Annotated in this window: 19 protein-coding genes and 1 tRNA gene; 12 read left to right on the top strand and 8 right to left on the bottom strand. The window is 39.2% G+C overall.

Annotated elements, in window-relative coordinates; translation table 11 throughout:
- Positions 1 to 5 precede the first annotated feature (5 nt).
- Positions 6 to 905: a patatin-like phospholipase family protein gene (locus ND855_RS09170; protein WP_265358087.1), complete on the top strand. Its 900-nt coding sequence runs from the start codon at positions 6 to 8 to the stop codon at positions 903 to 905.
- On the opposite strand, the gene ND855_RS09165 is transcribed toward ND855_RS09170, so the two are convergent.
- The gene (locus ND855_RS09165) at positions 906 to 2,405 is read right to left on the bottom strand and encodes an OmpP1/FadL family transporter (protein WP_265358086.1); all 1,500 of its coding nucleotides are present in this window, start codon (positions 2,403 to 2,405) and stop codon (positions 906 to 908) included.
- A 41-nt stretch (positions 2,406 to 2,446) separates the two neighbouring features.
- The gene (locus ND855_RS09160) at positions 2,447 to 3,976 is read right to left on the bottom strand and encodes a hypothetical protein (RefSeq protein WP_265358085.1); all 1,530 of its coding nucleotides are present in this window, start codon (positions 3,974 to 3,976) and stop codon (positions 2,447 to 2,449) included.
- A 99-nt stretch (positions 3,977 to 4,075) separates the two neighbouring features.
- Between ND855_RS09160 and ND855_RS09155 the strand changes: the two genes are divergently transcribed.
- Genes ND855_RS09155 through ND855_RS09145 form a run of 3 tightly spaced genes read left to right on the top strand, consistent with a single transcriptional unit; the run spans position 4,076 to position 9,329 of the window.
- On the top strand, positions 4,076 to 5,317 hold the full coding sequence (locus tag ND855_RS09155; protein ID WP_322113566.1) for a M48 family metalloprotease: 1,242 nt from the start codon (positions 4,076 to 4,078) through the stop codon (positions 5,315 to 5,317).
- On the top strand, positions 5,304 to 7,472 hold the full coding sequence (locus tag ND855_RS09150) for an adenylate/guanylate cyclase domain-containing protein (RefSeq protein WP_265358083.1): 2,169 nt from the start codon (positions 5,304 to 5,306) through the stop codon (positions 7,470 to 7,472). Before ND855_RS09155 ends, ND855_RS09150 begins: the two co-directional genes overlap by 14 nt.
- Before the next feature lie 54 nt (positions 7,473 to 7,526).
- Positions 7,527 to 9,329, top strand: a complete 1,803-nt coding sequence (locus ND855_RS09145; protein WP_265358082.1) for a methyl-accepting chemotaxis protein — start codon at positions 7,527 to 7,529, stop codon at positions 9,327 to 9,329.
- Here ND855_RS09145 and omp85 read toward each other — a convergent pair.
- From omp85 to ND855_RS09130, 3 genes are all read right to left on the bottom strand, one after another.
- On the bottom strand, positions 9,326 to 10,858 hold the full coding sequence (omp85, locus tag ND855_RS09140) for an Omp85 family outer membrane protein (protein WP_265358081.1): 1,533 nt from the start codon (positions 10,856 to 10,858) through the stop codon (positions 9,326 to 9,328). The two genes, ND855_RS09145 and omp85, sit on opposite strands and share 4 nt — an antisense overlap.
- Before the next feature lie 200 nt (positions 10,859 to 11,058).
- Positions 11,059 to 11,133: transfer RNA gene (locus ND855_RS09135), tRNA-Arg, on the bottom strand.
- 19 nt (positions 11,134 to 11,152) lie between these two features.
- Entirely contained in the window at positions 11,153 to 11,995 is an 843-nt protein-coding gene (locus tag ND855_RS09130; protein ID WP_265358080.1) for a hypothetical protein, read from the bottom strand.
- A 32-nt stretch (positions 11,996 to 12,027) separates the two neighbouring features.
- Between ND855_RS09130 and ND855_RS09125 the strand changes: the two genes are divergently transcribed.
- The 6 genes from ND855_RS09125 (at position 12,028) to ND855_RS09100 (ending at position 15,257) form a co-directional block, all read left to right on the top strand.
- Positions 12,028 to 12,384: an HIT family protein gene (locus ND855_RS09125; RefSeq protein ID WP_291880596.1), complete on the top strand. Its 357-nt coding sequence runs from the start codon at positions 12,028 to 12,030 to the stop codon at positions 12,382 to 12,384.
- A 45-nt stretch (positions 12,385 to 12,429) separates the two neighbouring features.
- Positions 12,430 to 13,185, top strand: a complete 756-nt coding sequence (locus ND855_RS09120) for a polyphosphate kinase 2 family protein (protein ID WP_265358078.1) — start codon at positions 12,430 to 12,432, stop codon at positions 13,183 to 13,185.
- Positions 13,182 to 13,922: a UDP-galactose-lipid carrier transferase gene (locus tag ND855_RS09115; protein WP_265358077.1), complete on the top strand. Its 741-nt coding sequence runs from the start codon at positions 13,182 to 13,184 to the stop codon at positions 13,920 to 13,922. The genes ND855_RS09120 and ND855_RS09115 overlap by 4 nt, the downstream gene beginning before the upstream one ends.
- Positions 13,885 to 14,223 (top strand): hypothetical protein, encoded by a 339-nt coding sequence (locus ND855_RS09110; protein ID WP_265359430.1) that lies wholly within the window; start codon positions 13,885 to 13,887, stop codon positions 14,221 to 14,223. The genes ND855_RS09115 and ND855_RS09110 overlap by 38 nt, the downstream gene beginning before the upstream one ends.
- 138 nt (positions 14,224 to 14,361) lie before the next feature.
- Positions 14,362 to 14,832 (top strand): MarR family winged helix-turn-helix transcriptional regulator, encoded by a 471-nt coding sequence (locus ND855_RS09105; RefSeq protein WP_265358076.1) that lies wholly within the window; start codon positions 14,362 to 14,364, stop codon positions 14,830 to 14,832.
- Between the two features lie 11 nt (positions 14,833 to 14,843).
- A complete protein-coding gene (locus ND855_RS09100; protein ID WP_265358075.1) occupies positions 14,844 to 15,257 on the top strand; it encodes a DUF1398 domain-containing protein in 414 nt (137 codons plus the stop codon).
- On the opposite strand, the gene ND855_RS09095 is transcribed toward ND855_RS09100, so the two are convergent.
- From ND855_RS09095 to ND855_RS09085, 3 genes are read right to left on the bottom strand one after another with little or no spacing between them, the layout of a single operon-like run.
- Positions 15,248 to 15,859, bottom strand: a complete 612-nt coding sequence (locus ND855_RS09095; protein ID WP_265358074.1) for a hypothetical protein — start codon at positions 15,857 to 15,859, stop codon at positions 15,248 to 15,250. The genes ND855_RS09100 and ND855_RS09095 overlap by 10 nt on opposite strands.
- Positions 15,859 to 17,358 (bottom strand): NAD(P)H-hydrate epimerase, encoded by a 1,500-nt coding sequence (locus ND855_RS09090; RefSeq protein WP_265358073.1) that lies wholly within the window; start codon positions 17,356 to 17,358, stop codon positions 15,859 to 15,861. The genes ND855_RS09095 and ND855_RS09090 overlap by 1 nt, the downstream gene beginning before the upstream one ends.
- The gene (locus ND855_RS09085; protein WP_265358072.1) at positions 17,359 to 18,465 is read right to left on the bottom strand and encodes an LIC_12708 family protein; all 1,107 of its coding nucleotides are present in this window, start codon (positions 18,463 to 18,465) and stop codon (positions 17,359 to 17,361) included.
- A 132-nt stretch (positions 18,466 to 18,597) separates the two neighbouring features.
- Between ND855_RS09085 and rimP the strand changes: the two genes are divergently transcribed.
- Positions 18,598 to 19,086, top strand: coding sequence for a ribosome maturation factor RimP (gene rimP, locus ND855_RS09080; protein ID WP_238760995.1), 489 nt, complete (start codon positions 18,598 to 18,600; stop codon positions 19,084 to 19,086).
- Between the two features lie 4 nt (positions 19,087 to 19,090).
- Complete coding sequence (gene nusA / locus ND855_RS09075; protein WP_100718894.1) at positions 19,091 to 20,491, top strand: transcription termination factor NusA; 1,401 nt, start codon at positions 19,091 to 19,093, stop codon at positions 20,489 to 20,491.
- The last annotated feature ends 10 nt before the right edge of the window (positions 20,492 to 20,501 follow it).

The raw sequence follows: 20,501 nt of genomic DNA, 5'->3' as shown, positions 1-20,501 counted from the left end.
TTACTATGGCAAAAAAGAAAGCATTGGTTTTATCTGGAGGTGGTGCCAGAGGTGCCTACCAAGCAGGTGTATTACGATATTTAGAAGAAATCAATTGGAAGCCGGACATTATTTGTGGAACTTCTGTTGGAGCGATCAATGCATGTGCCATTGGTTCTGGGATGGATTCAAAAAAATTATCCGACCTATGGTTAAAATTGAATCAAAAACATATCATGCGTTATTCGGTATGGAATATGATGAAAGGTTTGTTCCGAAGAAAATACTATCCATTGGTTGAAACTTACCCATTAAAAAAATTCATCCATGAACATTTAGACTTTAGTCAATTAAACGAGTCAAAAACAAAGGTAATCATTTCAGCCGTTAATATTTTAACATCAGAACTTAAATTCTTTGAGAATCCGAAACTTCGGATCGAACATCTACTTGCTTCTTCAGCCATTCCGATGATTTTTCCATGGCAGATGATTGATGGAGAACCTTATTGGGATGGTGGAGTGATGGCAAATACTCCGATCTTACCAGCGTTAACTCATGAAGCTTCCGATATCGTTGTGGTATTACTTTCACCTGTTGGGGGTTCGGCGATTATGGAAACACCTGTTACAAAGGATGAGGCATTAGAAAGGTTATTTGAACTCTACTTACTTGGTTCCTATAAGAGTGTCGAACAAGGATTAGAATACAGAAAATCTGTGATCAATGGTCTCACTGCGATTGAAAATTTTTTCCTAAACCTACGGACACAATTTACAAGTGCTAAAATTTCAGTTATAGCTCCAAAACAAATGTTAGGTTTTGGTAGCATACTTAATTTTAAGAAAGAACAAGCTGAAAAACTGCTAATACAGGGTTATGATGATGCTAAAGATTTTTTCCAATCCAAATCTAAGAAAAAATGATCAATTCCTGGAACTGACCATGATGTAAATAGACTGAGCCATATATTCGAAGGATTGTGCCAATGAATTTGGGTCGATCCTAGAATTTCCGTACCCCGTTTCACGGATGTAGGTAACCGAAACTGATGATTTGGAAGTTACCCATGAAAAACCCAAACTGAATCCTTTGTTCCTTGAATATTCATTTCGAGGATTTGTTCCTGACCGAGCAACTTTGTAAATCAAACTCGCATCGCCAGAAGTCGCAGTAACTTGGTTACCAAATGTATTTTGAAGGTATAAATCAACTGCTGATTCTGTCCATGAGATTGGTTTTGTATTGGGTTCGTTTGTGTAAATTCCACCTAATACAGAAAATGTGTCAGCCAAATAGTATTCCATTCCAGCAGCAAAATTCGTTGTGGAATACCGAGTTAGTTCTCTCACCTCTGTATCATTGATTGTGTAAGTGACACGTCGACCGAAGGTACTAATTTCATCTTGGTTCCTTCTGACTTTATAACCAGAGGTGTGAATCATATCAAAGGAAGCTAAAAATCTTGCCGTTGGGAAAAAGGCGACTCCAAATCGCATTTCTTGTGTTTGCGGAATGGAGGTGACAAGTTTTGGTTTTTGTGTTAAGACTCCTTGTTCAATGGAGGAGGCACCGCCCCCAGTCCCTTCAATGAAGTCAACAGCAGAGGAACCCGGTCTACGTGTAGAATCTACATAAACTTCATTGAACAAACGATCCCCACCAGTAACAAAAATACGACGATAACTAAATCCAAGAGAGAGTTTAGGATTCGGTTGGTATTGGATACCAAGGACTGGCATAAGTCCAGATGTGCGACGATTGTCTACATAAGAGCGCATTACATAACTTAGATCCGAGAATTGTTGGAATTGGGTTCTCGAAACTTCCTTCGTATCATTCATGTAATAAAGAGTGGCACCAAGAGAAAGTTTATCATTGAGAAGGTATGCCAAACTGGGACCAACTAATAATTGGTTATAACGTTCTTTTGTATAATTTCGTGTCGAATTGATGGAAGGAGAAACAAGAGGGTAGTTCACCTGATCCACTCGATTGTAGGAATAGTTATAAGTATTCACAATTGAAAAGGCAAACTTCCATCGATCAAAGTTCTTGAGTAGGCCAATGAAATTGGGATCAAATCCTTGGTGGGTTTGGTTGTATCTTTGGCCTGGTGTGTCTATATTGATATAACTACGTTTCACATCTTTAAAGTTACTTGCAGAAATAGATATCCCATCATTATGAGTAAACCCTAGTCCTGCTGGATTGTAATAGGCTCCCGATGGGTCGTCAGCAATGGCAGTAAACGCTCCTGCCAGTCCAGCCGCTCTTTCCCCGTAAAACCCTTGTATGTTGTTAAATGGTTCAGATGGGAAAAGTGAGACAGGTGATAGGCAGATACTCGATAATAAAATAAATCGATTGATTAATTTCTTAAGTGTATTTGAGCAGTTGTTAGGTTTTTTTTTAATGATTAACATATAGATTTCTTTTTGTTTAGTTTCAAATATACGAACTTCAATTAGATTTGAACAACAGTATTTGCTCGAACTGTATATACTTCGTTTCCGTTTGTATCTATAGCATACCGCCAGACAACAGCCGAAGGAATTTGATTGGCTGTCCCATAAAAGTCTACATAATAAACGGGACCACCACTATTGACATTATTATAAAATTCTCCCCAACCTATATACTCATCTGGATATATATTTGGATCAACTCCAGCCGGCATGATAACATAAGCATCATATTCAGTAAACCCAGCTCCTTGGCCAATTCCTCCTCCTGGGAGTGCAGTTGTAAAATCAACATAAGCATCCCATTCAAAGGTATACGTCGTTTCGATGAACTCGCCGTAGAGGTCTGTATCAAGAACACCTAATTCTTCATAATCATCGTTAGCTGGAGTGCCGATGTCATAATAATCCACGGCAAAATAAGTGATGTCACCATTCGGATCATAAGTTTCGGTTAAGTAGTATTCGTAGTTGTTGCCATTGTCAATGTATTCAGTCAGGACATACCCACCTAAGTCATTGGTTCTACCTTTGACTGAGGTGGTGACTTTATTCCCAGCAGCGTCATCGTAAACATTGCTATAATTTAATGTGACACAATTATTTGCATTGGCACTTGTATCCTTCTCACATTCTTCGAAGGTAAATCGTGTTGTGGATTTGTCTGTATTCCCAGAACCACTTGTCACTTGTTTGATATTGAGGATGGCTTTGTCTTTTTTTCCAGCTTGTGTGATGTAAGTGATGGATGCTTCTACACTTAAAGAAATTCCAAATACTTTTAAGGAACGATTGATGGAACTAAAAACTTTTGATTTATCTGTTTTGAATTTGATTGCCTTTTGGAATTTATTATTGGAAGGACAAGGTTGGGGGGTTCCTATGGCATCGGCAAAGGAATATTCAATTTCAACATCATATTCGTCATTACTCAAACGTTTGTAAACCATCGCAGGTGTAGGCACTGATTGTCCCGTAAATGGCAAAATCCCTTCGTTTTGCAGACTTACTAGTTCACCTCTTGCTTCTTCGGGACTCAGACCTAGCCTTTCAATCCCTTCCAGGAACTCTTCTTCCATACTTTGGGTGATACGCACGGTTCCCGATCCACCGGGAATACAAACTCCCGGACTTGCTTTGGCAATGAGATAAGATCCGCTGATGAGTACTAAGTCTTTTTTAGAATCTCTTAATATCTCAGCGACAATACTTGTACCTTCTGTTAAAAAATTTTGTCCTGTAAATCCATAATCCAAAGTATCTTGTGCGATTCCTTTATTAGAAAAAGCCATTTTGGTAGAACGGTTTTGGCGCAGAAAACTTGCACCTAAACCGCTCGAAGGTTTCCGAATAGACCTTGGCACAGCCACACTTAAATTGGATGGGAGTTCTGTATTGATATTGGAAGAAAATAATGTACGAATGAAAAACCGAGTGGCTAATGCACTGAGCGTATTACTTTCATCTTTTTCTTTTTTACAACCTTCGAACGTCATAAACAATATGATGAGAAGTAGAAAAAAATGTTTCATTGCCCGTTCATAACAATGGATGGATAGGAATTGTCAATTCGAAAGTCAAAATTAAAAAAAGAGTTTTCAAAGATTGATGAGACCCAACACTCATTGGTAATGAAGTATAACACTTTATCCTATTTATTGCTTTTTGTCAGTGTTTCACTCCTTGCAAAAGGAAATGTTTATGTGCAAAGCAACAAAGCAAAGTTACTTTCACAACCTAAGTTAAATGCAGAAGGAAGTCTTTTAAAAATAGGAGAAGTACTAACGCCTATCACCGAACAAGGACTTTTTGTCCAAGTTCGAGTCGAAGAGAAAACAGGTTGGGTCTCAAAATTATTTGTATCTCCACTCCCACCTGGAACCCAAATGAAATTAGGGATCACTTCTAATTCATCGGAAGCCGTTGTCGCAAGACAACGTGCCTCTGATTTCACAAAAACCGCTGCTGCAAGAGGACTCTCAGAAACTCAGAAAATGAGAGTGCGTGGAGAAGGAGACTTGTACGATTTTGAATCTTTACGTTGGCTCGAATCCGTACCATTGGCCTTTGAAGAAACATCTCCTAAGGAAATAAATAAGACTGGGATCACACAAAGTCCGAGTTTTTTTTCATTCTCATCTAATTCTGGATTGCCTGTACTTGGGGAAACAAAAGCAGAAGTGAAGATGGGCCGTTCGCTTGCAGCAAGGCTTTTGAAAAAGTATAATTTGGTTCGTGATTTAGAATTCACGAGGTATCTCAATTCCATCGCATCAAAGTTAGGTTCTGTTTCTTCCCGTAAGGATTTGGAATTTCGGGTTGGGATCATCGATTCACAGGAGGTAAATGCATTTTCCTGTCCTGGTGGTTATTTGTTTATCACTACAGGCACTCTAAAAAAAATCCAAACAGAAGCTGAGTTAGCTGGTATCATTGCACATGAAATGGGCCATGTGATCTTATTTCATAATGGAGAATTCAAAGAATCAAATGTATTTGTTGATATTCTATCTGGCTTATTATCTCCTCCAGGCAGTGAGGTTGTCAACACAGCGATGGCAACTGCGATAAGCGAAATGGAAAAACAATTTTTTGAAACTGGCCGAGATGCTAAGGTGGAATTGGAAGCGGATGAGGCAGCCGTTGGTCTTGTTTCTCAGGTGGGATATTCACCACTTGGTTTGTCTAGTTATTTGAATACAATGTCCAAATCAGAAGGTACTGACCTTATGAAAAAAACACATCCTGATACAAATTTGAGAATCGCAAAACTCGTGTTTATTGAATCTTCGGTTTCTATGGAAGGATCTCCTGTCATCATTGACCGATGGAGTGATTACAAAAAACGATTAACAACAAATGAAACAAAATAAAATACTATTCCCGATTTTTCTAATGGTGGTGATTCCGACTTTACTCACTACTTTCATTTCCTTTTTTCGATTTTCTACGACATTAGATCGTAAATTGTCGGATGCTTTGTTTCACCTTTTACCTTCCCATCATACATTTTCAAAAGACATTGTGATTATTGATATCGATGAACAGAGTATTGCCAAATATGCTGACCATCCTGAACTTGGACAGTGGCCTTGGAAACGGCATATTTATCCCACTCTCATCGGATACACAAAACTTCTCACTCCGCCTAAATTTACAATCATCGATATCATGTTCACAGAAAGGTCAGATTATGATGATGCATTGGTTATCGCAAACGAAAGTTTGGGGGAGATATCGCATGCTGCCAATTTCCGAAATGGCGGGATTGTGATTCCAAGAAAAAGTATCGAGGTCATTAGTCAAAAATTCAGCGTTCCATTAAATACAAATATTCCTTTCCCAAACTATGAAAATGCTTCCTTTCCCATCGGTCAAATTGCAGAAACAGCACCGATGGTCCATGTGGTGAATGTGATTTCTGATAGTGATGGAATTTTAAGGAGATTTTCTCCCTTTGTTCGTTGGAATGGATTGTATTTTCCAACCTTAGCTTTGCAAGCGTTTTCGTTAGGCGGAACTTACAAGGTAGAAACTAAAGATTTTAATGTATACTTAGAAAAAGAGGGATCAAAACGCATCATTCCCGTCGGAAGGGATGGCCTAGTCAGAGCTTATTTTTATACAGAAGAAGAGTTGAGAAATATTCCGAGGTATTCCGCTGCAGGGATCATCGAATCATTGGAAAAGTTAAACACTGGTGAGGTGGAAGATCCAAACACTCTCCTTGTTCCTCCCAAACTCTTTGAAAATAAAATTGTCCTCATTGGTACATCAGCTGCTGCCACACATGATGATGTTGTTACCCCGCACGGATTGTTTCCTGGTGTGATTGCACAGGCTGTGTTCGCATCGAATTTAATAGAAGGGCATTTATTAAAAGAATTACCTGTGACGTATGGGTTTGTATTTACAATCTTAGTTCTGTTTGTTGGTGTTCTTGTTTTATTCATTAACCAATGGCATTTATTGAAGAATCTTTATCCAGTATTTGCAATCTCTTTGTTTATCGGATTGTTTTATTTCCTTTATCGGATGGATTATGTGTTGTCTACTTATTCGTTCGTATTTGGTTTCCCAGTTTCTTACTTACTTGGATTTGCCTATTTAACTTACACTGAAGGAAAGGAAAAAAGAAAATTCAATCACATCTTACGGAACTTAGTCGATCCAGAAGTGGTAAGTGTGGCTCTCGAGAATATGGAATCCTTAAAACAAGGAGGGGAGTGGGAAATCACTGCATTTTTTTCAGATGTAGCTGGATTTTCATCCATTAGTGAAGAGTTAAGTGCAACAGATTTAGCAAAGTTATTAAATGAATACCTTTCTGTTATGACCAATGTTTTAAAAGCCAATTCCGGAACTTTGGATAAATACATAGGTGATGCAATTGTAGGAATATTCGGTGCACCCATACAAAACAAGGAACACCCAAAACTTGCTTGTAAAACAGCTCTTGAGATGGTGAAAGAGTTGGAAGTGTTAAGAAAAGAATGGAATGAAAGAGGGGATTACACACCACTTGCACGTGCTATGGTATTTCGTATCGGTCTTAATTGTGGTTTGGCTAAAGTTGGATTTATGGGAACAGATAGTTTGGCATCCTACACAATGATGGGTGATACTGTTAACTTAGCTGCGAGGTTAGAAGCCGCTGCCAAAGATTATGGTGTTTCGATTTTGGTATCAGAAAACATTGAATTAGCTTGTCGGGATACATTTTCCTTTCGATTTTTAGATTGGATCCGTGTAAAGGGAAAAGAAGCACCTGTGAAAATCTATAGTTTAGAATCATTTAAAAATGAAATCTCCCCAATGTCTGTAAAAGCATTCGAAGAGTATGAGTTAGGTTTTTCCGAATACTCAAAACGAAATTGGGAAGTTGCCATCGAACATTTTAAGAATGTTTCTAAAATATTAGGAAAAGAAGATGTGAGTAGCCACTTGCTCATCAAACGTTGCCAAACTCTATTCCAAAACCCACCACCTGTCGGCTGGGATGGCGTTTATACGCGTACTTCAAAATAATACTATACGATTCTCCGCTTTTCCTACACTGTCCTGAAAAAGGAAAAAGCGGAAATGAATGAAGCCAAAATTAAATCTTTATGTTGGCGATTGACAATCGGATTAGAATTACTGACAGCGGTGCTTGCTGTACCAACTGCAGTCTTATTTATTGTCATTGCAGGTGTTTATTCATTCGATAAGTCGGTGCTAGTTGTATTAGGTGCAACCATTGCACTTTTTACCTCTTATGTTATCCCTACCATTCGTTTCATAAGACTTAAAAAATTACTCACAAATACCATTCCTGATTTCTTTCAATCGTTATCACTCGAAGAAAAACAAAAGATCAAATTAACACTTTTGAAATTTCCAAAACATAATTTGGGATATTTTTTGACTCAATGGAGTTTCGGAATTCCATTTGCTGCTTTTGTCACATTTCAATTTTTTACTCCAACGCTCGCGGAATACCTTCCTTATGTCATTTTGCCAATTCTCATATATCCAGTATTAGGTGTTTCACACTTTTTTTTAAGTGAACTAGTGATTTCAGAAGTTTTAATTACACCTGAGTTAAAAGATTTGCCGTTAAATGCTGATATGATTCCGAAGGTTGGAATTTACGCACGAATCTTTTTTACAATGTCTGCTGTATTTAGTATGACACTCACTGCATTAGGATACCTTCTTTTAGCGGAAGTAACAAAATTTGTACAAATCCAAAATGCAGAAGTGACTTTGGTGTTGATGGCAGCATTTATCACCATCAATATATTTGTACTCACCTCACTTTTTGTAAAAGCAATGAAGTTTAATACCATCCAAATGGCAAATCGTTATAAATCTTTAGCAAGTGGGGATTTAAGTGAATCCGTTCCCATCATTTCTACGGATGAACTAGGGCATGGATCTATTTCTCTCAATTCTTTCATCACAAGCATCCGAAAAATTACATCCACTGTCATTGAAGAGTCAGATAAAGTGAATTCGGATGCAAAGATCATTGCAACACAAACCCAAGGATTAACCCAGGCAATGATGGAACAAGCTTCGTCTTCGGAAGAGATGTCAGCAGGTGTTGAGGAAATGTCAGCAAGCATTCGTTCTACGGCTTTTGGAGCCAAAAAACAACATGATATTACTAAAGATGCACAAGACTTAGTAATCGATATGGAGTCTTCGATTGTATCCATCCATGATATGATGAACTTAACACAAACCGAAACCAAACAAATGGAAGAGGAAACGAAGTTGGGACAATCAGCACTTCATTCTACCTTAGTTGCTATGTCTGATATAGAATTGAGTGTCGAAAACACATCAAATGTAATCCAGGTGATTGGCGAAATTTCAGATAAAATTGGTTTATTATCTCTCAATGCTTCGATTGAAGCGGCAAGAGCAGGGGATGCAGGAAGAGGATTTGCAGTAGTTGCCAGTGAAATTTCGAAATTAGGGGAACAAACTCTTTCCAATACAAATCGAATTCTGGAAGCAGTATCAAAAGCTTCCTCTTCTACAAAATCAGGAAGACTTGCCGTATCCAATACAGAAAAAACCTTCACTCAAATTGGGAAGTCTGTCCACACCACAATTGAACTGATCAAACAATCAAGTGACATGACAAAACAACAATTGGAACTTGTGAAAAATGTAAAAGAGAATATTGAAAAATTGACAATGTCTGCAATGGAAATTGAACAAAACACCAATGAGCAGGCAAGTACTTCAGAAGAACTTGCAAAAAGTATAGCAACCATTACTGAAGGTACTGAATATCTAAATCAGTTTGTGAACGATATTGATAAGTTGTGTTCGGCGTTGTCCGAGAAAGCTTCTAATTTAAGACAAACGATCGATTTCTTCAAAATCTAAAAGACGTGACTAAAGTTTACGAATAATTGTTCGTCTTCTCTTGATTTGGCATAATCAATCATAATGATGGTTGCTTGGTTCCATGCGATACGTAATCCAATCCCTTTGGAATAAAAATAATTTTTTAAGTTAATTTTATGTTCATCATCCCAAACCCTTCCATAATCAAAAAACGGTACGATATTAAAGGCAAAGAACTCTGAACCTAATTTTGCTTCGGCAAATTTCCATCGTATTTCGGAATTTCCCCATCCCATCGCTCGTCCAACAAAACGATCCTGTTTGAATCCACGTAATGTACGCAGTCCACCAAGTCCTCCCACTAGTCCTTCCGTTCCCCACATATTTCTATATTCGAAAAAAGGAGCATCTCCTTCTGTAACACCAAGTCCAAATCGATTTGCGACAACTAATTTATCAACTAACTTGGGAAAGGGGCTCCAAAACATTTTTGTTTGGGCAAAATACTTTTGGTACTGAAAGTCCGACCCCAAAGCTTTACTATGTTTTTCGTAAGTTACTTCTGCAAAAATTCCAGAATTAGGATCTGGTTCAAAATCACGTGTATCGTAAACAATTCCCAGTCGTAATGCGTTTACATACCCACCTTGGTAACCAATTATTTTTTTCCCTTCGTGGTCTTCTGTAAGTCTTGTTTTTCCATTTGGAACCTCTGCAGATAATTGGTCAAACGTTGGATCCACACCTCGTACCATTTTCCCATCATACGTTCGAATGATATTGTTTGAAAATTTTAAACCCGATACCAATCGAACTGTCCCACCAACAAATGATCTCTCTCCACTCACTGTTGCCATTGGAGTTTCAATGGTATACCGATTGTACATTCTGTCTGTCACCACATAACCAGGCATTTGTGGGATTCCTGAAAAAGTTTTTCCGCCGACAGAAAAAGGATCAGAACTTGTCCCTGGACGATAAAAAGTTAAATTGGTTTCTTGGTCGACGAAACTAGCATTGTTCACCTGACGATTGTAAGGTTGGTTCCTCTCTAAATAGGATAGGGACCTCATGCTTGATTCACCAATACCAAAGTACAAGGTTGTTGGAGTGATGGTTAAAAATGCATCCGCACGTAACCTCCATTGTGTGTCGGCGATAAAAGGCATATCCAAACTGATCTGATGGTATTGTGCATTTTTATTTGTATTAAAATACTGAGCGAAAAGTCGCATTCTGTAAGGTGTGTAATGAAAAAGGGGATCAGTTTTTGGTCCATTATTGTAGATGTAAGCTCTTGCACCGTATCCGATCCCTTCATTTGGATCGGAATTGATAAGGGGAAGTCCAGTTGGATACCAACCATCTTTTTTGTCTTCAATGTCCTTTTTACAAAGTTGTTTGGAAACATCCATCGGGAAGGGAAGATTTTTAGGTGGAGGGTCTTTGATGCAACCAGGTTCAGGGATGGCTTCTTGTCCTTTTAGTCCGGCAGTGAGTCCCAAACAGACAATAACGAACACAGACAATCCTTTTTTTGCCAATCGAACAACAGCACGAAAACCCATAAGAGGAGGAAACTGGACGAATTGTACAAATAGTCAAGAGAAAAAGTGAGTGTTCACTCATTTTTTTAGGAGGGAACGGGAATCAGTTCCAAAAATTACGAAATCCATTTTCGATATTTTTGCAAGTGCAAATGCAGAATCAATCTGTTGTTCGATTCCCGAATTGTTTATGTTAGTTGGATTTAATTTTGAAGTTTAACTGGTGCCCCAGGAGGGAATCGAACCCCCACTGTCGGTTCCGAAGACCGATGTTCTATCCGTTGAACTACCAGGGCATGGGATTGGGATGTATTGTCAGGATAGGTGGGCCGTGTCTTCGGGCAATTGATTTTTTGGAAAAGAAAAACTCATTCGAACAATGTAGAGAAAGAGTAGGATGGTCCATACCACAAGTAAGATTCGTAAGAATAAAAAGACAAAGTAAATCGGTCTTGGTTTCCCTGGAACAAGAAAGATGGTTAAGTCATTTGCTTGGAACAAGAGGGATCCTGGGATTTTTTTGCGGATGGCATCAAAGTTCTTTCGAAATTCGCCTAAACGTTCGGAAGGGTCCAAAGCAAAATCGTTGGTGTATCGTAAGGAACCTTCATCACCAAAGGCATAAAAAGAAGTTTCCCACCCTATAAAATCAAAATGGATTGGATAAGAACCAGGTGGGTTCCGAATGAAAAAATAAATGGTTCCACCTTCATAAGGAAAGGAGGGGATTTGGCCTTCGAGTCTGATTTTGTTTTTGCTAAATCCATCTTCATAAAAATCAGACCAATCACCCCATTGGTAAATAGTGCCTCGGTCATCCTTCCACAAGAAACCGCCCAAATTTCCTAGTTGTTCTAAATCTTTTTCCCATTCCGAAGGAATTCTTTTTTCTGCTACAAATGATTCTTTATGGATATTACGATTGCGGAGTGTTTGTTTCAAACGGATACGTAGATCACGAATTTCGGATTGGTTTGTTTCCAAGAGTCGTTTTCGAATTTCAATTTCTTCTTTTTGGAATGGATCCGAAAATACAACTTCTGAGAGCGTGAGTAATAATTCTGTGATTGGGTCTTGTTTCTCCGTGTTTCCATCTGCAGTAATAGGAGATAAAAGGGAGAAAAGAAAGATGAAGAGCACAAAAAAATAGATTCTCATCTCCCTTAGTATCGGCAAAATAGGGAGCAATGATGAACTGTCCAATCTGCCAAGCCCATAAAAATCCTGAGGAGATCCTGTTCGAAAATGAATCCTGGATCTTACGAAAAGCAAACCAAAACCTCGATGGTTATCTATATTTAGAATTAAAAGGCCATGGAGAATCTTGGAGTGGACTCAGTTTAGAGCAGCTGGAAGCTTATGGTCGGGCTCTCCACAAAGGTATCGAGATGATAGGATCCTTTCATCCTGAGAAAGTCTATATGACTGCCATTGCAGAAAAAGTCCCCCATTTACATGTCCATTTGATCCCACGTTTTGAAGGCCAAACACGAGGAATTGACCACATTGCTCAGGCAACAGGGCCCGGATTTCCAAAGCCAATGTAAAAAAAGGTTGGAGGTTTTTTAAAAATCACTTTAGACTTTTTCTTTGTGATTTTAGAAAGACACCCCACAAACCAAATCCCTCATACTTCGCTTGATGGTATCGAGAGTTTACAAGAACGTTTTTTCCTTTTACAAAGAGAAAGTGCGAACCAAAAAATCGCACATATCTTTATTTTAGAAGGGTATGCATCCACGGGCAAAGGTTCCATCTTACAATCATTAACCATTCGACTGGACCCAAGAAAATTCAAAGTTTATTCTCCGTATGTAGACCAATCGGAAGATAGAGGGTATCCTTTTTTATGGAATTTTTGGAAAGTATTACCAAGGTATGGTGAATTTTTATTTTATCTAAATACGTATTACAGTCGTTTGGCGTATCTAAGATCCCAGAAAAAAATCAGTATTGCTGAATATGACCACCGACTGTTATCAATTCTCAATACAGAACGAATCCTATCAAAAGATAAAATCATTGTACATAAATTCTTTTTGCATCTATCGAAAAAAGAACAAAAAAAAAGATTTGAGGATGCTAAAAAAAAGAAAAAAGTTTGGGAACTTTCAAGTTATGACAAGGACCAAGGAGAACATTACAAACGTTATTTTGAAATATTCGATTCGATCTTAAGTTCTTCGCGTACAATTGACTCACCTTGGTTTGTCATTTCGAGTGATCAAAAAGAGAATACAAAACTTTTAGTTTTCGAAGCGATTTTGGAACGATTGGAACGTACCTTAAATTTTGATTCCAAAGCAAACTTACAATTGATCAACCACGGAATGGAACTCATCCCATGAAACAAAATCTTACAAAACCACGGATCTTAAATTTGAATCAATTGGATCTCGGTTTGTCACTTTCGCGTGATGAATACCAAATCCAAATGAAAGAATTAAAAAATAAAATTCGAGAATTAACCTTTTTGGCAAAAACGAAAGATACACCTGTGTTGATTGTTTTTGAGGGTTGGGATGCAGCAGGGAAAGGTGGTGCCATTCGTCGGTTAACCTCAGAAATTGATCCTCGTTTATTTGAAGTGCACAATATATCTGCTCCTAACCAAGAAGAAATCCAACACCATTACCTCTGGCGTTTTTGGAATCGAATTCCCAAAATTGGTCAAATTGGAATCTTCGATCGATCGTACTATGGGCGAGTCTTAGTGGAACGTGTAGAAGGTTTTGCTAAGGATTCTGAATGGGAAAGGGCTTACGAAGAAATTTTTTTATTTGAAGAACAACTACAGAGTTTTGGAACCATCATCATTAAGTTTTGGTTGCATATTAGTTCGGAAGAACAACTCAAACGATTTGAAGAAAGAAAAAATGATCCTCTCAGACGATGGAAATTAACAGAGGAAGATTGGCGTAACCGAGACAAGTGGCATTTGTATGAAGAAGCCGCAAATGAAATGTTCCAAAAAACAGACTCTCCAAAAGCTCCTTGGCACCTAGTACCTGCAAACGATAAATACTATGCACGGGTTATGGTTTTGGATGTTGTCAAAAGAAGATTGGAAAAAGAATTGGAATGATCAAACAAACAACGATTCTGCTAAGAATGGACTTATGGCAGTTTTGGGATTGTCAGCATTTATGGGAACTGGTGCCGGAGGAGACGTAGCAATTGGGGCTACTTATGTTGCATGGGGCACAACCTCTTGTGCATCTGGATGGAATATTGCTTACACTGGTTATATGCAATTACCATACATCCGGTCAGCGACAAGTCCAACCGCACCTTCTTCCAGTGGATCAAATTATGGCCCTCAAGGAGAGATGTATATGACTCAATTTGCCGACAATGTTCAAAACTGTGTTGTTTGTGTAAAATAAACCTTACCTAAGGAAGAAAACAATCGGTCAAATCAACGATCCGTTTTCTTCCTTGTCCAGTATGTATCTAGTACATATATCCTAAATTGGCCCTATAATTTCCTTGACAATAGTTTCCTAGGAAACTATGTATTGTTTATGCAGAAAGGAAATTTTGTAGAACCAAGCCATCTCAAATCCCATTTAGGTTACCATTTACGAGTGGTTTCGAATGCAGTTTCACATTCTTTTGCCAAAAGACTAAACAATTTGGATGTAACCGTCGCGGAATGGGTGATCCTAAGGGAAATGTACTCTCATGAAAAATATACATCACCGAGTGTTGTTGCGGAGATCACGGGCCTCAGTCGAGGGGCAGTCTCCAAACTCATCGATCGACTCTTACACAAAGGACTTGTGAGTCGTACAGAAGATACAAGTGACCGTCGCTACCAGGAGATCAAACTCACTAAACAGGGAAAAACACTGGTTCCCAAACTTGCAAAAATAGCTGACGAAAATGATGAGGCCTTTTTTTCACATTTAACTCCTTTCGAAGAAAAGGAACTTCGAAAAATTTTGATGAAACTCACGAACTTACTCAATTTAAATACAAACCCAATCGAATGAGGAAACAACGAATGTCAAACCTAGTTACAAAACTTACGGAAGCGCAAAAGTATGCCATGTCCATCCGACCAAAGGTCGGTGGATTTCCTGTCCTTGCTGAAGTCTTAAGGCAAGCTGGTGTGATTATGAACCGATGGACCTTACCGTCTTGTCAGTCCATTTATCAGATGCAAGGTGGTTCTGTTCTCCAACAAGGAACTCCCATTGTATCTGGTGTTCATGAAATACCTGTTTTTCAAAAAGTAAATTTAATCAAGGCACTCCGCAAAGACCAAAATGGTGAAAGTACATTCCCTGAATTTTTAAAAGAAACTTGGGAAGCCGGTGTGGTCGGGTATGATGTTGATTTCATTGGAAGGAAAGTCGTTTATTCTGGTGTGAATGGTGAAAGTTATACTGAGGAGTACCCAGAAGTTCATTTATAAGGTTTTTGTTTGATTTGAAAGGTGTAAGACCTATCATTTGTATGGATCACCACTTGTGCATAAAACCCTAAATCAAGGGAACGAAACTTTGAACGAAAGATAGAAGCTTCTTCATCAAAAATTTCCTTTCGGCAATCTGGAACAAGTGACTTCCATCTTTCTTTGGAAACCGAATGATACAAAAATCCATTTGCTTCGGAAGGAATGGTTCTTTCTTCCCATTCAATGGGTTCCGAAAAACACAAAATACCATTTTTGGTTTTGATCCGAAACTCAGATTTCCATGTGGCAAATGGAACTTTGGTTTCTGATTTTGTATGATTTTCAATGAATAAAAAATAACCTTGGTATGTTGGGTCTTCTTCTCGTGATAAACTCAAATATATAGGATAACCATCTACCACTTGTTTGTCGGACTTTGTGCTATTTTGAAAACTTCCTGGGTTCAGAGCTTTGAATCCAATGTAAAAAATAAGAACAACTAAAACCAAATCAATAAAAAGGACAATTTGCCTCCATCTAGTTTTTTTATGTTTCTCATTGATTTGTTTTAGATAGTCACGGAATTCTTCCGGTGAACGTGAGTGGTATCCTTTTCCCATTACAATGTTCCCACAAGTGATGTTAAGATTTGGTTTGCAGTAGGGTAGGGTTCCTCAAATTGTTTGGATTGGTCTAAAAACGATAAAGCAAGTAAAACCACTTCCGGTACAGACAAATTCAACTCCAAACTAAAATAACGTGCGAGGATTCCTGAAAGTAGGTCTCCAGTTCCCATCGTAGCCAGTTTCGGATTCGGAGATTCCCATACGTAACTTGTTCCATCGGGGCAAACAAGAAGGCTTACGAATGACTTTAAGAGAACATACACTTGGTTTTCTTTTGTGTATCCAATCATTGTATCAAAGGCTTCCTGCACGGAGTTGTGAATTTTTCCCGTCATGCGGTTTAGTTCCCCCACATGTGGAGTGAGGATCACTCTGTCGCCTATTGGAGGTTTGGTTCCGTTGCTTGGAATGGCACCGGCATCCAAAACCAAAGTTTTACCAGGTTCCAATTTCCATCCTTCCAGGCCTTTTGGATAAGAAGTGAGTCCTGGTCCAACAACGATTGTTTTGGTTTTGGTAAAAAAAGGATCACTCACCATTGACAAAAAATCAGAGGTCAATGCCATCTTAGACAAATCCTCTTTTAAAACTAAGTTTGTGATGGATTTTGAAGGTGAAAATACTTTTGAAATTCCTCCACCTAACCTGGAAAAGGCAGATTCTGAAAGTAAGATGGCACCTTCCATGCCTTCTCCACCTCCATAAAACATAGCAGACCCTGCACTGTATTTATGAGCTTTGTTTTTTCGTTTTAGGACTTGGATTGCTTTTTCTGGATCTGGTTCTAAGTAATAACGTTTGGAAAAATTAGCGTCCGTTAAATGGGTGCGGATGGGAAACCCAATGGATTCGTAATACCTTGGGATGAGGTTATCTTTTTCATAAATATACCCAACATTTTCCCATTTGCGAGTACCAAGTTCCTCAATGGAATCGGAATAGACAAATATTGGATTCTCTTTGGATTGATTGCCTAAGTGATAAGGATCCCATCCACTTGGTGTATCAAGTGAGAGTCTGTAAAAAATAACATCGGAATCGTTGATGGCTTCAATTGTGGATTTTAGCTCCGATGTGATAGGGGATTGGAATCCTGTTCCAAGGAGTGCATCTACAAGTAGAACAGAATCTGCCTCTCCAACTTCCAAATCAGTTTCGAATTTTTGTAAATCGCTAATCGAACCTAAGGTAGATTTGACAAGTGATTCATAAAATTTTCCCGCAATATTTTTGTTTGGTGAAGTTTGGTAAACTTTAACATCATATCCTTCTTGGAACAGAGTGTGAGCAAGTGCATAACCATCTCCACCGTTTCCTCCACTTCCGCAAACAATCCATATAGATTCGGCTGTTTTCCAAAGGTCTTCATTGGCATGAAACACTGATAAAGCAGCCATACCCATGAGAGTTTGTTCTGAAAACCCGAGAGCTGAAATCGCCAATGAATCTAAGGTTTTTGATTCTTTGTTCGTAAAAAGAGGGATTTGTTTCATCTAAATCCAGCGATACACTTCTAAAGCACCAGCTCGAATACGAACGGAATAGATGGTATCAAAGGCATCCGTGTATGTTTCTCTCCATTGTCCTCTCGGGCTTGAAAAGGGAATTCGTTTGTTATTGATATGATTGCCTTCTTTGTCATGTACTTGGAGGCGAACTGAGTTTCCACCATCTTCGGTTTCCCAGATGTAGAACTCACCATTATTACGGATGGAAAATAAAATCTCCGAAGGGTCTTGGATTTCTTTTAAAAGTTTAGATTGTTTGGAATCAAATTGGAATCTGTAAATACGACGAAATTTAAACCGTTTGTCTTTTTTGGAATCATAACTAAAAGAACCGAGGACATACTCACCTTCTGGGTGGGGGAGAAGTTTGTCTAAAGTGATGTCATATTCTTTGGCATCATTACTATTAAAAACATCCAAAGTAGATTCTTTTAAGTTCCCTTTGAGTTCTCCTTCTTCAAAATAGGAGAGTCGCATCTCTTCTGCAATTCGATGGTATACGAATAATTTGTCCCCTTCACCTGGTAAAATGGATTCAATGTAACGGAATGGTTCTGAGTTTTTTCCAGATGCACCTAACATAAATTTCACTACCCCTTTCTGTGTGATTTGCACAAGAAAGGAAGGAAGCACCGTTGTCCCTTGTGTGGAAAAAGCACCACTGTAGGTTTTGTATAAATTCTCTTGTCCAGGTGGGAGTTCCATCCCTTTGGAAGAAATTCGGTTTTGGACCACGAGGTCACCGTCTTCATTCATGGCCACAATCCCGATCCCACCAAAACGAAATGGGTAATGGGGGATCCCAGCGACTGATTTGAAATCTGGGTTTCCGATGGTGGCATCGAGCCTACCATTCCGATCAAAGAGTTTGATGACTGATTGTTTGTTGTCGGCAAGGGCCGAGATATTCGAGGATGTTGGGATGGTTAAGGGAACATTGGTCAATACCTGGTTTACCACCACACCTTCAAAGGTTTCATTTGTCGCCCCGAGGGGGATTCGGAAGAGGATTTCTTCTTTTAGGTTTTCAACACGAAAACGTAAGCAGGAAACGGAAACAAAAAGAAGGAGGCTAAAATACAGGGGTCTCATGGTGCAACATCCATTCCCTAATTTTTTATTTACAGGACAACTCGCTTTTCCTAGCCTGTCTAGAGACGTGCTAAATTTTAGCATGAGCTTTGGTCTCTTATACAGATTCCTATTGGAATCTTTGGATATGGTTTGGTATATACCGAGGAAAACATCAGAGAACTGATTTTACGAGTTCTCGCTCCACCTCTAGCGCTTTTTTCGCTCCAAGTACAGAATCGGAAAAACCACGCCCTCATTGAGATAGAACTTGATCATCTCACAGACAAAACTGGCTCTGCTAGTTTAGAAGATTGTGAGACTGTGTCTAGGAGACTCAAAGAGGAGCTGGACCAATGGGGAGAGGAATTTGATTTCACTCTCCAAGTCTCCTCCGCGGGAGCAGAACGTGTATTACGTTTGCCGGAGGATTTAATTCGTTTCCAAGGACTTTTAGCAAAACTAGAAGTGCCGCTGGAATCAGGGAAATGGGACAAACGATTATTTCGTTTGGGACCGGTTTCGGGGGATTCCGTTGAGCTTACGCTTTACGATCGTAAAACTCGACACAAAAAGAACCAAAAATCGGTATCTATGCCCATCGCAGAAATACGAAAGGGAAATTTGTATTTAGAAATTTAAGACTATGGCGACAAAACAAGCAACGAAAGAAACTGGGCTATTCGAAGCCATCCAACAATTCTGTCAGGATAAATCTCTTGATAAAGATCTCGTATACGGTGTCATCCGCGACTCACTCCTTGCCGCCTATCGCAAAAAAGTCGGTTTAGAAGCGGAAACCGACGATCGTTGCCAAGTTGAATTTGGTTCCGACAATAAAAATGAAATCATCATCTCTGTGTTACGCGATGTCGTAGAAGGGAAAACAACAAACCCACTAGAAATTTCTTTGGAAGATGCTGTTAAAATCGATCCAAAAATTGAAGTGGGAAACCAAATCCGAGTGTTTGAAAAACCACAAGACTTGTCTAGGGTACTCTCGAGCCAAGCAAAACAAATGGTATTCCAACGCCTCCGCGATATGGAAAAAGAATTACTCTACCAAGAATATAAATCCAAAGAAGGGGAACTCACACACGGGTACTTCCAACGTTGGAAAAAAGACATCATGTCCATCGACCTAGGTAAGGTAGAAGGCATCATGCTGAAAAAAGACCAAAACCCTGGGGAAAAATACCGCCAAGGGGACCGTCTCAAAGCCATCATTTCTCGTGTAGAACTAAGGCCCCGCGAACCAATGCCAGTGATCACACTTTCCCGTGCCTCTGGTGACTTTGTGAAAAAACTCTTTGAAATGGAAATCCCGGAAGTGTATGATGGGATTGTCGAGATTAGAGATGTTGCCCGCATTCCATCTTACAGAACTAAGGTGGTCGTGACCACAAGTAAGTCTGATGTTGACCCAGTGGGAGCTTGTGTGGGAATGAAAGGGGTTCGGATCCAAGCGATTGTTAGGGAACTAGGAAACGAAAGGATTGACATTGTCCTCCATTCCGATGAGCCGAGCGTTTTTATCGCCAATGCGATTTCTCCTGCTAAACCTGTCGAAGTGCATGTGGATAGAAAACGTGGGGACGCCCTAGTGATTGTTCCTGATGAATCTTTATCACTTGCGATTGGGATCAACGGGTCCAATGTCAAATTAGTGTCTCAACTTTCGGGATTTAAAATCGACATCAAAACTGTATCACAATACAACCAAGAACTCGCGTCGCCTGAAGCACGCGAAAAATTAGACCGACTTTTCAATGCACAACAAGAAGCAATGGAAGAATCGGAAGACAATTACAACCAATCGGGACAAGAAGAAGAGGAAGAAGATTCTGGTTACACACCTCTTTCTGAAATCCCGGGTCTCACACCAAGAATCGTTGGCCTTTTAGAGGCTGGTGGGATCAAAAATGTGGAAACCCTTCTCGAGTTCAGCCAGGAAGAACTTTCGAAAATTTCCGGAATCGGAAAAACCACGGCAGAACAAATTTTACGTCTGTTACGTGAGTCAATCGAATGGGTAGAAGAGGGTTAAGTTTTAAGGC

This window comes from Leptospira paudalimensis (assembly GCF_026151345.1).
Taxonomy (GTDB): domain Bacteria; phylum Spirochaetota; class Leptospiria; order Leptospirales; family Leptospiraceae; genus Leptospira_A; species Leptospira_A paudalimensis.
Note: the sequence above shows the minus strand (reverse complement) of the source record. Positions and strands in the feature narration are given on the sequence as shown.

What these genes read in the sequence shown, in the direction of transcription:
- ND855_RS09170 (WP_265358087.1), top strand. Translation starts at nt 6, where the DNA reads ATGGCAAAAAAGAAAGCATTGGTTTTATCTGGAGGTGGTGCCAGAGGT.
- ND855_RS09165 (WP_265358086.1), bottom strand. Translation starts at nt 2,405, where the DNA reads ATGTTAATCATTAAAAAAAAACCTAACAACTGCTCAAATACACTTAAG.
- ND855_RS09160 (WP_265358085.1), bottom strand. Translation starts at nt 3,976, where the DNA reads ATGAAACATTTTTTTCTACTTCTCATCATATTGTTTATGACGTTCGAA.
- ND855_RS09155 (WP_322113566.1), top strand. Translation starts at nt 4,076, where the DNA reads ATGAAGTATAACACTTTATCCTATTTATTGCTTTTTGTCAGTGTTTCA.
- ND855_RS09150 (WP_265358083.1), top strand. Translation starts at nt 5,304, where the DNA reads ATGAAACAAAATAAAATACTATTCCCGATTTTTCTAATGGTGGTGATT.
- ND855_RS09145 (WP_265358082.1), top strand. Translation starts at nt 7,527, where the DNA reads ATGAATGAAGCCAAAATTAAATCTTTATGTTGGCGATTGACAATCGGA.
- omp85 (WP_265358081.1), bottom strand. Translation starts at nt 10,858, where the DNA reads ATGGGTTTTCGTGCTGTTGTTCGATTGGCAAAAAAAGGATTGTCTGTG.
- ND855_RS09130 (WP_265358080.1), bottom strand. Translation starts at nt 11,995, where the DNA reads ATGAGAATCTATTTTTTTGTGCTCTTCATCTTTCTTTTCTCCCTTTTA.
- ND855_RS09125 (WP_291880596.1), top strand. Translation starts at nt 12,028, where the DNA reads ATGAACTGTCCAATCTGCCAAGCCCATAAAAATCCTGAGGAGATCCTG.
- ND855_RS09115 (WP_265358077.1), top strand. Translation starts at nt 13,182, where the DNA reads ATGAAACAAAATCTTACAAAACCACGGATCTTAAATTTGAATCAATTG.
- ND855_RS09110 (WP_265359430.1), top strand. Translation starts at nt 13,885, where the DNA reads ATGTTGTCAAAAGAAGATTGGAAAAAGAATTGGAATGATCAAACAAAC.
- ND855_RS09105 (WP_265358076.1), top strand. Translation starts at nt 14,362, where the DNA reads ATGCAGAAAGGAAATTTTGTAGAACCAAGCCATCTCAAATCCCATTTA.
- ND855_RS09100 (WP_265358075.1), top strand. Translation starts at nt 14,844, where the DNA reads ATGTCAAACCTAGTTACAAAACTTACGGAAGCGCAAAAGTATGCCATG.
- ND855_RS09095 (WP_265358074.1), bottom strand. Translation starts at nt 15,859, where the DNA reads ATGGGAAAAGGATACCACTCACGTTCACCGGAAGAATTCCGTGACTAT.
- ND855_RS09090 (WP_265358073.1), bottom strand. Translation starts at nt 17,358, where the DNA reads ATGAAACAAATCCCTCTTTTTACGAACAAAGAATCAAAAACCTTAGAT.
- ND855_RS09085 (WP_265358072.1), bottom strand. Translation starts at nt 18,465, where the DNA reads ATGAGACCCCTGTATTTTAGCCTCCTTCTTTTTGTTTCCGTTTCCTGC.
- nusA (WP_100718894.1), top strand. Translation starts at nt 19,091, where the DNA reads ATGGCGACAAAACAAGCAACGAAAGAAACTGGGCTATTCGAAGCCATC.